This window comes from Photobacterium rosenbergii (genome assembly GCF_033022775.1).
Lineage (GTDB): Bacteria > Pseudomonadota > Gammaproteobacteria > Enterobacterales > Vibrionaceae > Photobacterium > Photobacterium rosenbergii_A.
Window position 1 is genome coordinate 26,727 of record NZ_JAWJZI010000016.1, and the last position, 13,200, is coordinate 39,926.

At 51.6% G+C, this 13,200-nt stretch carries 12 protein-coding genes; 3 read left to right on the forward strand and 9 right to left on the reverse strand.

The annotated features are described in order from the left end of the window. Nucleotides 1-109: 109 nt before the first annotated feature. The 5 genes from xni to queF all read right to left on the reverse strand — a co-directional run bounded on the left by xni (nucleotide 110) and on the right by queF (nucleotide 7,584). On the reverse strand, nucleotides 110-883 hold the full coding sequence (xni, locus tag R2X38_RS22215; protein ID WP_317524542.1) for a flap endonuclease Xni: 774 nt from the start codon (nucleotides 881-883) through the stop codon (nucleotides 110-112). Between the two features lie 100 nt (nucleotides 884-983). Continuing rightward, nucleotides 984-2,360 (reverse strand): nucleotide 5'-monophosphate nucleosidase PpnN, encoded by a 1,377-nt coding sequence (ppnN, locus tag R2X38_RS22220; protein ID WP_317524543.1) that lies wholly within the window; start codon nucleotides 2,358-2,360, stop codon nucleotides 984-986. A 229-nt stretch (nucleotides 2,361-2,589) separates the two neighbouring features. Then, nucleotides 2,590-4,146 carry a GGDEF domain-containing protein gene (locus tag R2X38_RS22225; protein ID WP_317524545.1) on the reverse strand — a complete coding sequence of 519 codons (1,557 nt, stop codon included), beginning with the start codon at nucleotides 4,144-4,146 and terminating at the stop codon, nucleotides 2,590-2,592. Nucleotides 4,147-4,283: 137 nt separating this feature from the next. Then, nucleotides 4,284-6,563: a GGDEF domain-containing protein gene (locus R2X38_RS22230; RefSeq protein WP_317524547.1), complete on the reverse strand. Its 2,280-nt coding sequence runs from the start codon at nucleotides 6,561-6,563 to the stop codon at nucleotides 4,284-4,286. Nucleotides 6,564-6,738: 175 nt separating this feature from the next. Further along, nucleotides 6,739-7,584, reverse strand: a complete 846-nt coding sequence (gene queF, locus R2X38_RS22235; protein WP_317524548.1) for an NADPH-dependent 7-cyano-7-deazaguanine reductase QueF — start codon at nucleotides 7,582-7,584, stop codon at nucleotides 6,739-6,741. 63 nt (nucleotides 7,585-7,647) lie between these two features. On the opposite strand from queF, the gene syd reads away from it, so the two are divergent. Both syd and R2X38_RS22245 read left to right on the forward strand, forming a co-directional pair. Continuing rightward, a complete protein-coding gene (gene syd / locus R2X38_RS22240) occupies nucleotides 7,648-8,214 on the forward strand; it encodes a SecY-interacting protein (RefSeq protein ID WP_317524549.1) in 567 nt (188 codons plus the stop codon). A 3-nt stretch (nucleotides 8,215-8,217) separates the two neighbouring features. Continuing rightward, entirely contained in the window at nucleotides 8,218-8,994 is a 777-nt protein-coding gene (locus R2X38_RS22245) for a Zn-ribbon-containing protein (RefSeq protein ID WP_317524550.1), read from the forward strand. A 71-nt stretch (nucleotides 8,995-9,065) separates the two neighbouring features. Here R2X38_RS22245 and R2X38_RS22250 read toward each other — a convergent pair whose 3' ends face one another. The 4 genes from R2X38_RS22250 to R2X38_RS22265 all read right to left on the reverse strand — a co-directional run bounded on the left by R2X38_RS22250 (nucleotide 9,066) and on the right by R2X38_RS22265 (nucleotide 12,686). After that, the gene (locus tag R2X38_RS22250) at nucleotides 9,066-9,344 is read right to left on the reverse strand and encodes a hypothetical protein (protein WP_317524551.1); all 279 of its coding nucleotides are present in this window, start codon (nucleotides 9,342-9,344) and stop codon (nucleotides 9,066-9,068) included. A gap of 101 nt (nucleotides 9,345-9,445) precedes the next feature. Next, on the reverse strand, nucleotides 9,446-9,676 hold the full coding sequence (locus tag R2X38_RS22255; protein WP_317524552.1) for a DUF2789 domain-containing protein: 231 nt from the start codon (nucleotides 9,674-9,676) through the stop codon (nucleotides 9,446-9,448). Between the two features lie 1,602 nt (nucleotides 9,677-11,278). Further along, nucleotides 11,279-11,584, reverse strand: coding sequence for a DUF3301 domain-containing protein (locus R2X38_RS22260; RefSeq protein ID WP_317524553.1), 306 nt, complete (start codon nucleotides 11,582-11,584; stop codon nucleotides 11,279-11,281). Nucleotides 11,585-11,642: 58 nt separating this feature from the next. Next, entirely contained in the window at nucleotides 11,643-12,686 is a 1,044-nt protein-coding gene (locus tag R2X38_RS22265; protein WP_317524554.1) for a DUF3549 family protein, read from the reverse strand. Nucleotides 12,687-12,878: 192 nt separating this feature from the next. On the opposite strand from R2X38_RS22265, the gene R2X38_RS22270 reads away from it, so the two are divergent. Then, on the forward strand, nucleotides 12,879-13,199 hold the full coding sequence (locus R2X38_RS22270; protein WP_317524555.1) for a YqcC family protein: 321 nt from the start codon (nucleotides 12,879-12,881) through the stop codon (nucleotides 13,197-13,199). Nucleotide 13,200: the final 1 nt, after the last annotated feature.

The window sequence follows — 13,200 nt, forward strand, 5'->3', positions numbered from 1 at the left end:
CCAAACTTGTTTGGGGATTTTTTATGCTCAATGCCTAATACCACAGGACCACAGGACCACAGGACCACAGGACCACAGGACCACAGGACCACAGGACCCGCTCTTCCTATCATCCCACCGTAAAGCGTATATCCTGCAAATTGAACCCCAGCACCAAATCGGTTTTCAGTGAGGCAACCTGCTTGGAAGCAACGGCTTCATCGCGGCTGGCATCGATTTTCTTCTGCCATTTTGGCGGTAGGTCGTCTGCTGCCAAAATAGCTTCGAGGTTCGGGTAGAGGCTAAGCAGCTCTACTGCGGCCTTGGGGCCGATCCCGGTAACACCGGGGATTTTGCTTGAGCTGATCCCTGCCAAGCCCCAGAAGTCTGGCAGTTGCTCGGGCTTGACGCCGAATTCTTTTTCGACAAACGGGCTGTCGAGCCAGCGCTGCTGGAAGTAATCACGGATCCGCAAGGTTGGCTGTAGCAATTGGCAATAGCCCTTGTCGGTGGAAATGATGGTGACTTGCTGGCCGCGGGAGGCCACTTTCAGTGCCAGCGTTGCCACTAAATCATCGGCCTCATCACCGTCAGAAAGTAGCGAGTCGATCCCCATATCCATGAAAGCGTCCTGGATAATATCCATCCCCGTCATCAGCTCATCCGGCATGGGCTTGCGCCCTTCCTTGTAATGGGGCAGCAATTCGGCACGCCAGCCGCGGTCTTCGCCATGGTGATCGAACACCGCCACGATGTGGGTTGGTTGACTGCTTTTGATGATTTTGCCCAGCGCCTGGCAGCAGACTTTGGCGGTGTTGTGGACATCGGGTTCGCCGTGCTGGGCGGCATGAACTCGGCGGATCAGGTTGAGGGCATCAATGATGACAAGGTGGATAGACGACATAGCGTAAACCGTGTAGCAGTAAAGAAAAAAGGGTCAACAGACCCTTTATTGTACGCATAGTTGCTGGCAATGTGCACCGCCATCTGGCTGGTGGCCGCGATTATTTCGCAATTGGCGGTAGTGCAGTGATGATCTCGTAGCACGGCTCGTAATGGCTGCCGGGTAGCTTCATTCGCTGCTGTTCGACGAACTGGGCGAGCAGCTTGTCCATCCGTTTCATCAGGATGCTATCACCATTGATCTTGAAGCGGCCTTTGCGCTCGATTTCCCGGATCCCTTCTTCCTTGACATTACCTGCCACAATACCGGAGAAGGCCCGGCGCAGGTTAGCCGCGAGGTGCTCAGGACGCTGGTTCATGTGCAGGTCGAGGCTGGCCATTGACTCGTGGGTTGGTTCGAAAGGTAGCTGGAACTCCGGTGGAATAGCCAATGACCAGTTGTAGCTATAGGCGTCACCCGTTGCCAGGCGGTGCTCTTTGATCAGCGGCATGGCGGACTTCATTACCCGGGCAACTTGCTCTGGATCGTCAATGATGATCTGGTAATGCTTGGTGGCATCTTCACCCAGGGTATCGCGAATAAAGCTGTCGAGGGTGCGGAAGTAAGGCTCGGACTCTTTCGGCCCTGTCAGTACCACAGGCATTGGCTGGTCGGCATTTTGCGGCTCCATCAAAATACCGAGGATATAGAGAAGCTCCTCGGCGGTACCGGCACCGCCCGGGAAGATGATAATACCGTGACCGACCCGGACGAAGGCTTCCAGACGCTTCTCGATATCCGGCAAGATCACCAACTCGTTGACGATCGGGTTTGGTGGCTCAGCAGCGATTATCGAAGGCTCGGTCAGGCCGATAAAACGGCTATTGGGAAAGCGCTGCTTGGCATGACCGATAGCAGCACCTTTCATTGGCCCTTCCATTGCTCCCGGGCCACAACCGGTACAGATGTTGAGTTCGCGCAGTCCAAGTTCGTTGCCGACCTCGCGGGTGTACTGGTACTCGACCGGGTTGATGGAGTGGCCGCCCCAGCACACGACGATGTTGGGATCTTCACCGGAGCGAACGGTTTGGGCGTTGCGCAGCACACTGAAGACAAAGTTGGTGATGTGCGGTGAGCTGGTGAGGTTGATGTCCTTGCGCTGCTGGACATGCATGTTGACGTACACGATATCGCGCAGGACGGCGAACATGTGCTCCTGGATCCCGCGGATGATCCGGCCATCGACAAACGCATGCTCTGGCGGGTTCATTAGCTCAAGTTTGATGCCGCGCTCGCGGCGCATGACGTTGACGTCGAAGCTTCTGTGTTTTTCCAGCAGCTCTTTTGAGTTGTCGGTGTGGCTGCCTGAATTGAGTACCGCCAGTGAACAGTTCCGGTACAGACGATAAATGTCACTAGAAGCCGTTGCTTTGAGTAAATCGACTTCATGTTGGGAAAGTAGGTCCATTGCACCTACGGGACTGATATGAGTGATCATGATTACCTCCCTGGTCATGACAAGGCGGCGGTATCCACTGGGTGTATTCATTGTAGGAAGAATCGGTGAATACTGCCGGATGAAGCAGAAAGTAAACCGGTTGGGAGTACACTCTGTTTCCTGAAGATCAGCCTATGAGAAAAGTGAAATACAAGTGACTGATATATTTACCATACACAGAGTAGCCCGTTTTTACCAGCCATTGATAGGCTGATGATTTAAGGTGGGATCAGAAAATCCAGAAAATCCGGTTGTTACCGGCGCTGCGTGCACCGGTGAGGGCTTTATCGGTCCGCTCGATGATATCGGCTGGGGTGTCATTGCTCTCGAACAAGGTCGCCCCCATCGAAACGGTGATGGAGATATTGTTATCGCGGAAGCGGAACGGTAGCTGGGCAACGGCTTGGCGGATAGCCGCCAGGCGCTGGTTGCGCTGCTCCTCGTTGACATCCGGTAGGATCAACATGAAGGCATCGTCGCCGAAACGGCCGATAAAATCGGTCGGCTCAAGTTGCTTGCGAATGGTACGGGCGATGATCTTGAGAATTTTGTCACCAGCCTGATGACCGTATTGCTGGTTCACCGCACTGAAGCTATCGATATCCACCAAAGTTACGCATAGCGGGTGCTGATAGCGCAGCCAGCGACGGTATTCATGCTCAAGCCGTTCATTGAGGGCACTGCGGTTGTACACCTTGGTGAGGTTGTCGAGGAAGATACGCTGTTCTTGGGCGGTAAGCCGTTGGCGGTAATCCTGCGTTTGTTCGTACAGGTGCTCTATCTTTGATTTGTTGTAGTTCAGCTGTTCCAACAAGGCTTTTTCACGTTTTTCCAATGCCTTGTTGCGCTCGGCAAGTACCAGAAGCTCCTTGGTGAGGTGCGTCAGCTCAGGTCGCCAGCTATCGAGCTGCTTGTGAGTTTGCAGTCCTGACTTGATTGACTGTGCCAGCTCGGCCAGTTCATTGGTCATCTCACCACGGTGCTCGTAGATGGTGTGGCTTTGCTCGGCGCTCTGTTGAGTGGTCTTGCTCAGGGTACCCAGCTCACCATTTACATTGTCAAGGAACTGCTGTGAGGTGTGGCGTTCCTGGTGGGTGCCATCAAGCACCAGACGCAGAACCTCAAGGGCAATCTCCAAAAGCGATGACGGTGATACCCCTTTGAGTAACTGGTTGCGAATCGTCAGCAGTTTGTCGCCGGCCTCTCCATCGAAGTCGAGCTCGGTGATCAGGTGCTGGAGCTCAGCCGTCAGCTTCATCAGCAAGTCTTGCTGTATCGCGGCCGGATTGTTTTGCAGCCCCTTGGTGGCTACCAGCTTAAGTGCACGTTCATACAAGGTCATCAATCCGAGCACTTGTTCGAAGGAGCCTGAGAGTGAGGTGGCTGGCTGGGAAAGAAGTTGATTAAGGTCGCGTTTTAGCTGGGCAGGTAATCCTGGGAAACGGCGTAAGATTTCGCTACTGCGCTGGAACTGTTTATCCAGCTGTTCTCGCTCTTTGGGCTGAATTTCTCCCATCCGGTTGGCGAGTCTTTCGACGACGGCGATGCGCGGGATCAGCTGGCTGATATCTTTCTGCTGCTCCAAGTCTTGGCGCAGTATTGCCAGCTTTTCATCAAGTTCTGTGTCGATACCGCGACAGGCAACAGACAGCCTGCTGATCAGGCGTTTGAGGATCGCCAATTCTCGCCTAGATTTCAACGAAGCGTCTCGGTGTGAGAGTTGAGCTTGATCCAAACGCAGCTTCAGCTGACTCAATTGCGAAGCTACGGCATTAATGTCTGTCACAGGGCTAAAGCGCAGTCCATGATGGTGGTAAACTTGTTTCTTATCATATGGTTAAATAAATGATAGGAAATTTCATGCTAACAAAAACTATCTCTTAATTCATTGTTATCGGCCATGTACCGAATAATTCCATCAGATTAACTGATATTTTTGTCAGAAACGTGATCGTTGTTCCAGCTAATGTCGCAACTTCCTGAAGTTTGTACTTTTACTAGCCCATTGTGTATGCCTTGGATGCATGAACGGCGAATATTGTCGCTGGCAAAGCTGGCGGCCGGTGCGGCATCAATGGCACTGAGGTGAACCCATTGGCTGCCGGACTCCTGTTTGCTGATTTCTCGGGCAGCGTTGGTTGCCATCAGCAGAATATCGAGCAGCTCATGGTCATTAATCGCCGTGTAGGCCCTTGGCAGGAATGGGTATTCCGCCATACCGATCCTGACGCGGTTATCGATATGCTTACCTTCGAGGAAACGATCAACCAATTGCTGGAGTGAGTTGGCCAGCTGATCCGGTGCCGAGTCCAAGCGTGAGTTCGGCTCGATATACAAGAACATCGCATCGGAGAAGTGGTAAAGCCTTGCCGGTTCACATATCTGCTGGTTGAGGTATTCACCGAACTGGCGCTCGAGATCGAGGCCTTGCTGGTAGCCGTGCTTGAGATAAATATGCTTGAGGAAAGGTACCTCGAACAAGGCAAAGCGGAGACGGTCACTCAGTGGCTCGTTGATGATCTCTCCCAGGTGCCATTGCTCGAAGTTGGCGCTACTTTGCTGCAGGGAGTTAGGCAGTTTGGCCGTGAGCATCCGCAGGTTTCTCAGCCCACTGCGAGGGTGGGTATAGAAATCGTTACGCAAACGCAGTAGGCGGGCCTGAAGCTGCTTGGCGGTTTTGTGGCGCCGCATCAGTAGGATGAAGATCACGCCGCTGAGGCAGAACAGGAAAATAGTCACATTCTTCTGTTTGTACAAGGCTTTGCTGCTTTCGAATTGCTGGCGTTCCAGCTCTTCAAGGTGCAACGAGCGCTCAAGCATGCGTTGTTGTTGCTTGAACACCTCGACATTACTCTTCACCTGCGCCTGCTGCTTGGTACTAAACAGCTGCTCATATCGACGTTGGCTGAGTAGGGCATTGTAAAAATCGTTTTGTTGCTCGAAGGCCTTGGAGAGCAGACTTTCTCCCTCCAGCTGGAGCTCACTATTGCCGATGCGGCTGGCTGCAATCAGTCCGGTTTGCAGGTTGGAAACTGCCTCTTCAAGGTTGCCTTCAGCTAAACCAAGTTCGCCCTGGAGGATCTGCGCCTCCGCCATTATGGCTTCGTTACCGGTTTGGGTCGCGATCAATCGGGTATGGTGAAGGTACTGCTCAGATTTCGGGTAGTTGTAAAGTTGCAGGTATACTCGGGCTATGTTGAGTCGCAGTCTTGCCGAACGGATATCACTGTCGAGCTGGTTTTCCTGATCCAAGGCATTGAAGTAATGGACCAGTGCCAGGTTGAAGCGGCCTTGCTGCTCATAAATGGATGCGATCAGTTCCAGTGTCTTGGCCAGTGGTCGACTGCGATCGTAAAGCTCGAAGAACTCACCGGCCTGAGTCGCATGCTCAAGGGCCTTGTCGAATACCTTGCGTTGCTCGAACAGGATGGCTAATTCGTAGTTGGCCACTGCGGTTTGGGCTTGGTCATCGTTTTCCACCGCCAGCCAGTAGCCGCTCAGTAGGCGGTCGAGAGCCGTATCATAATGGCCGTGTTCGAAGTAGTGTCTGCCAACGACTAGTTGGTAGTGAATCAGCTCGCCGGGATCGTCAAGGTTGAGCAGGTAGCGTTTGGCTTTCAGGAAGCCTTTTTCTGCCTTGCTTTCTTGACCGGTCGCTGACTCAATCACCGAGCGCTGCATCAGAGATTGGTATTGCAGGCGTTTGATCTGGCTGTCGAGCATCAGATTGGAGCTGGCGGCAATATCAGTATCAATTTCATCCAGCATTTTGAGCGAGCGGGCATTGTTTTTCAGGTTGCCCCAGTAGATATCGGCATGGATCAACTGGCTCTCGAGTCGGCTGAACGTGAGATTTTCCTCTGCAGAGAGGTTCTCGGCCTGTTTGACGGCAGCCATGGCTTCTTCGGGTTGATTAAGCAGTGAGTGGGCTTTGGCCAAAATCTGCAACGCATTGACGGTGCTCAGTGGGGTTCTGACCGAATGATCGGTTTCGTCGTTGATATGAACGCGGGACGTTTCTTTGGGTGCACTCAGGCGGCGCTGGTTGAGGTAGCGGGTTGTGATAGCTAGGGATTGCTCTGGATTGGTTTGGAGCAATTCATTAGCTTCTGCCAGAATTGGCGTGGTAAAAATTTTAGCTTGTGTGCTGAACGAGACCATGCCAATGAACAGCAAGCGGATCAGCCAACGGCTAGCAGACATACTTTCAAAAACCCAAAAAAACAGTACCACCAATATTAAAGGGTTAGCCTACCAAGTCCAGCAAAGTCTTCGATTTTGCTGGACTATTTCCCAAGTAACTCGGGCATACACCAAACTGAGTAATATTTTGCACATTTGTCTGTATTAATCAGCTTGGTGTCATCAGTTCGCAGAATTATTGTCTAGCTAAACGGAAGTTGTCACTTGGTGTTTTGCCCATATTGGTACGGTAAGGGTTGATGTCCAAACCGCCGCGGCGGGTATAGCGGGCGTAAACCGTCAACAGCTCTGGCTTACAGTACTTCATGATGTCAGTGAAAATACGCTCGACACACTGCTCGTGGAACTCGTTGTGGTTGCGGAACGAGATCAGATAGCGCAGCAGCTTTTCACGGTCGATTTTCTGACCGGTGTAGGAAATACGCACGCTGCCCCAGTCTGGCTGGCTGGTGATCAGGCAGTTAGACTTCAGTAGGTGGCTGTGCAGAATTTCGGTTACCGTCTCTTCAGACGCAGCACCTTCTAGGTGCGATGGATCGAACTCGTAATCGGTAATTTCGATATCCTGATCGTCGATGCATTCGCCGAAGAAGTTGGCGATTGGCTGATCGTCAAAGTCTGATAGCGGCTGCACTGTTACATCCACATCGGCACCAGCACACTCACTCAGATCTTTTTGCAGGGTGTCTGCAATTTGCTGCCAGCTGTCAAACTTGGTTTGGTTGAAGCTGTTGAGGTAAAGTTTGAATGACTTTGATTCAATCAGGTTAGGACTGTCGGCAGGTAGGCGAACTTCGCCGATAGCCACTTGTGGCAGGCCTTTTTTGTTTAGCCAAGACAGCTCATAGAGTGTCCAGATGTCATAACCGGTAAACGGTAGGGTATCGCCAAGGGACAGATCATCTCGGTTCAGGCTACGTGGTACTGGCTGAAGAAGAGATGGGTCATACTGATCTTTGTATTCCGTCGTTTTACCTAGGGTTAAACCGGCTAATTCTTTCGCGTCTTGATATTTGCTCATACTGTCCTGGACACACTTGGATTAGAATAGCCAAAGTTTACTTAATCTTTTGAGAGGTTGCGAATGAATCATCCCGTTGCAGCGGCGTTATCCGATTTTTCTTCCCGTTTTTTGCAAGCATGGTGTGATGCAGGTCAAGGTTTTCCTCGCAGTGATGATCTTGTGGGCCTTTCATCACCCTGCGTCAAGGCGGATGATGGCTATGAAGTCACTTGGCAGCCAGCCTTACGCTCGCCGGTGGGGGATCTTGCCGGTGTCGAAAAAGGGATCGAGCTTCGTCTGCACGAAGACATTGTTGCCTTCTACGGCGCTCAGTTCAGCGGCGACATGGCTGCCAGATTCCAAACCGTGACCGGTACAATTGAATTTGATTTGCTGCAGGCATTCAGTGAAGACGATGTGTTGCGCCTGCAGGAAAACATTTTGGGGCATCTGGTGACCCAGCGTCGCTTGAAGCTAAAGCCAACCGTGTTTATCGGGGCGATGGACTCCGAAAGTGAGGTGATTTCGGTGTGCAACCTCACCGGAGAGGTGGTCTTAGAAACCTTGGGGAAAGACAATCGCGAAGTGCTTTCCCCGAATCTTGAGGATTTCCTTGCGGCCCTAGAGCCTGTTGTCAAAGCTGAGTAAGTTATGTACGTAGTCGAATTGCAATTTGAGTGTTTTGATAACACGACAGTCGCAGCGGTAGACACTGCCATCAATGGGCTGATGGATGCCTTGCGTTATAATGGCCAGGTGCTCGGTCGCGAATTTCCTATCATCATGGATGAAGGCACATTCAAGGTAAGGGCGGTTTGTCCTGAAGAAGAAAGCCTGCATTCCCGTTTCCACAGTCCTCAGGTAAAGGCCTGTTTGAATCGCCTGAGTCAGGCTAGTTTGCTCAGCCCTAAAGTGAAGCTGCTGGGAAGGGATTTGAATTCCGAGGCTGCCGCCGAGAATTTCACGCCGAGCTGGCAGGTGATTTATACCACCTATGTCCATACTTGCTCGCCGTTGCGCTGCGGTGAGACGTTAATGCCGATCCCGCTATACCGCTTGCCCGAGCCAACGCTGAACGGTGACCACAAAGCGGTGGTGAAATGGCAGACCGAATGGCAGGCGTGTGATGAAATACAAATGGCTGGGGCCTGTCAGGCTGAACATGCCGCCCTGCATGAAATCCGTGATGCCGACAGTGATATCTTCCGCCGGGGGTGGGACTTGCGCGGGCGGATCGAGTACATCACCAAAATTCCGACTTATTACTATCAATACCGAGTCGGCGGTGAAAGCCTTGAAAGCGAGCTTAACCGTCCGTGCCCTAAATGTGGCGGCCAGTGGCGGCTGGACGAACCGCTGCATGGTATTTTCCACTACAAGTGCGACAAGTGCCGTATCGTCTCCAACCTGTCTTGGGATTTCCAGTAATAAAAAAGCGCAGAGGGTTCTGCGCTTTCTATTTCATGTTCATTGGACACCTATTACTAAGCACTAGGTTACTAAGGCTGCTGGCTCTCCAGCTTTTCCAGTCGTGCCGTAAGGGCGGCCACTTGCTGCTCCAATGCGGCTATGCGCGCTTCGGCTGAAGGCTGGCTCTCCACCTTTTCAATTTTCGGTACGCGGGCACTCGATTTCCAGCTCTGTAATGCTTTGATGATCAGTGGCATCGGTAACGGATCAGCCAACCGTGACTTGATCAGTGCCACCGAGGGCTCTTTGCCTTCGGCGACCAGGGCATCGATTGCATCAGTCAGGGCTTGGGTAATTTCAGATGACATGCTGTTTCCTTGTTGCTGTCTTTTATCAGGCTATTTTCTCTCAATCACGCCCTGGGATACAACAGCAAAGCCATGGGCTATTTTCTTGCCTATTTTCTTTCTTATTTCCTCAACAGGGCATCCAATTGATCGATGACCTCGCACCAGTCGGCATCTTGCTCTTGTGATTCCTTGAGAAAACGTTTTTGCGCCGGCTGCCAGAAGTGGGCCTCTGATAACTGCTCATGCTGGGCAAGATGATGTTCGGCCAAGAAGGTTTCGATAAACTCTTTGGAATTGTTCAATCCCAACTGGCTGAAAAGAGAAGCAAGGTTGTGGTTGAAGGTTTCCATGGACACTCCTTGGCTAGCGCAAATTGTTTTATGACTAATTATAGAGAAATTTTACAGCCTGACAGCTCCCATTCATGTTCATGGTATTCCTATTCATCTCGTGTGTTTGTGAGAGATCTCTTACAAGGACGTGGGACATCAAGGAAATAAGAGATACGAATAAACGCACCGTTAATATTAAGTTATTGTTATTATGTGTTTTTTTGTTGGGTGGTGATTTTTACTGTATCGTCGGCTGAAAGAAATTTGCGATAGCGGCTGTTTTGCCGGAGGGGAAATACGTAATATAAACCCTGTCGGAAGGAACTGACGGAACGGAACAGGAAATAAGCCAAGGACTTGGTTTGTCTCAGGAAGAGACCGGTGTACTAGGATGGTATGTCGAACAAGGACTGTGAAGGGATAGCCGAGGAACGGCAAAACGGTAAGCAGGACGTTTACCAGTCAGGATGACACAAGGACCACTTCAGGAAGAAGTTAGGGACACCTCCAGGATGGATGTTGAGAGTCAGGACAGGATGGACTGACGGGTCAGGATGGCCACAGGATCACTTCAGGACGAAGTAAAAAGGACAATGCTGAAGGAATACAGCTGTCAACGGAATGATGCAGGGAGCACCATAGTAGCGGGATTGCTGCAAGTAAGACCTAAGGGCGCAACGAAAGTTGCGCCCGTTCTTTTTTGCGTCAGCAAAAATACTTCCGATATCCATTTGCCATTGCTTTGGCTTATTCACTTTTCCTTGAAAATATCGCACCGGCACTTGGCCATGGGCACTAGGCGATTGGAAAAATTCTCTAGCCTCTAGCTTCTAGCCTCTAAAACAACCACTTACCTCTATATTATAGGGTCAAGGCTGTCATATTTTGGGCTAATCTCTGTAACTCAAATGAAACGCAGAACAATACCCTTGTGAAACGAGGTGCAGTTATGGCCTTGCTGTGTTGTAAGAGATCTCTTACAAAGCTGTGAGACTAACTAACAACGGAACTGGATGAAACGGTAGGTCGCTTGGATTTTATAAATATAGATCAAGTACTTAAATGTTGCATTTTTATGGTGAATGATCTTTTTCGAACCATGGTGTCTGATAGTCAATTGTATGAAATCGCAATGGGCGTAATATGGTCTTCGTCGACAGGGAGTTGGCACAGGATTTGGAAAGCAGAAGGATGCTGCAAGCCTAGGAAAGGCAGTGCTAACAAGGCCGTTAGCAGACACGAAGTCACGGACACGGAATGGATACCGTCGGGGATCAGGATGATTGCCGTCAGGATGAGTAGGACAGCTTTAGGATAAGCCGGAACACCTCAAGGATTGGGGCTTAAGGATAGCGCTCTAGGATAGAGCAAAAGGACAACTTAAGGATAAGTTCTAGGAACCCTTCAGGATGAAGGCAGGGACACCGCCAGGATGGATGAGAGAGTCGCACAGGGATAACGCGACGGGTCAAGGAACTACCAAGGACAACCCGGGGATGGGGTTTAGGGATTACCGCTAAGGAATTTAGAAAAACAAGGACAGTCGCAGGGAGCACTATCGTAGCAGGATGGCTGCATGTAAGACCTAAGGGCGCAACGCAAGTTGCGCCCGTTCTTTTTTTACTCTCCCGGCATCCTATGCGGCGGCACATGGATCGTCAACGGGTGGAAGCCTTTCATCACAATGTGCCCCTGGTAGGCATCTTGGCCATCGGCGGAAAACTCAAATAAATAAATAGTATGCCAGCCCCAGCGGCCGTTGCGATCACGCAGGCGGTGCTCTCCCCTTGCCGTATTGAGCAGTTGCAGCCCCAGGTGTTCGCAGCGCTGGTTGATGAAGTAATTGGCCAGCTCGGTTTGTCGTCTCTGCTGCCAGAACAGATAGCCAACAATGGCCAGCAGCAAGATCCCCAGCAGATTCTCCATATCAAAATATCCTTTTACTTTCCCCCGGCTGGATGGGCCGGGGAAAGGTTCTATCAAGTTACTGAGTGCTACGGGCGTGTTGCTGAAGCTTGGTGATGGCATCAACCAGCGCTGGGTCGGCCTGACCATGCAGCACCTGCAGCATGATCCCGCGCAGCATCGGCAGCATGACCAAATCGGCAAACAGCTGATTAAACAGTGCCTGCTCGCCGGCCTCGGCAAGGCGTAGCAAGAAGGTGGTGGCTACCTGGATATCGGCCAAACCATTCCAACAACGGCCCGCAACGGCGACCAAGACTTCCGGGTGGCAAAGCTCAGGCTGGGTCAACAATTTTTCAAGCTGTTGGCGAAGCAGCGATGCTTCGGCACCTGACATGGCGCGGATCAATGCCGCGACCAAGAATAGATCCGGGGTATCGACTGCAGTTTCCTCATCAAGGCGCTCGGCCAAGCGCGCAGCCAAAGGCTCCGGTAGCTGGCAATGCTCGAGGCAGCCAAGCAAGGCATACAAAGGGGTCAGGGGCAGGTTGTTGATGGCTTTTCGCAGCAAGGTGGCATTGTTTTCGTGCTTGATACGGGCACAGACATCGGCCAGTCCCTGCAGGCCAACACCTTGCCATTTGTCCCATCCCAGCTCTCCTGTCAGGTAATGCTGGGCTTGTTCGTAGTATTGGCTGGCAGAGAGGGCAAGCTGGCTACGCAACTGGGCGTGGAAAATTGCCATCTTGTCATCGCTTGGCTTGAAGGTATACGGATTGGCAGCCAGCTTCTCCTGCTCATCTTCGGTCGGCGTGCTATTGAGGGTGGCGCCCATGGCTTCGATGACATATTTGATGAAATCGCCGACAGCGGCTTGTTTGAGCAAGCCACGCTCGTCAAGTGGCAAGCGCAGGAACCAAATCCACGGCGGATTGCCCGCTTGCCAGAATGAAATAGACAGGTGGGCATGCTGCTGCAGCGGCCATGGATAAGGCTGGCGGTTTTCCTCCACTGCCTTGAATTGCTCGACGTCGATCTCATTGACCCGACGGCCAAGATCGAAAATCTTGTACTGGCAGCCAGCGTTGTCTAAGAGTTGGGTAAGGGTATGAAAATTATCCATGGGCAGTCTCAGTGCTCCTCAATCAAGGACAACGAGTATATACCAAACCCTATTGCGGTGCAGTTGCCGTGACACTTTCTCGCTCGGCAGCCATTATGGTTACCTTGGGCTGGCGCTTCGGAGGTGGTATCCTTCGCCGCCTAAATCCAGACAATCCCTTATTTCGAAGATAATCATTGTAGAGGTCCCGTGATGGATAGAGCCCAGCATTGCCAGCTGTTATTGGAAAAACTCACTACAGTGCTGCAAGAAAATGATTATTGGGAGGCCGAACAACCCTCGGTTGAGGCGCTCGGCAGCAGCCAGCCGTTTGCCATTGACACCCTGCGTTGCGAGCAATGGCTCCAGTGGATCTTTATTCCCAAGCTCAGCCATATGGTTGCAATGAATATGGCATTGCCTGCCGCCGTTGAAATTTCCCCCTATGTTGAGGAAGCGATGAAAGAAGCCAAGGGCCGGGCGGCTATCTTGGCGGTTACTCGTGAACTTGACCAATTATTTAAGAGTAAGTAGT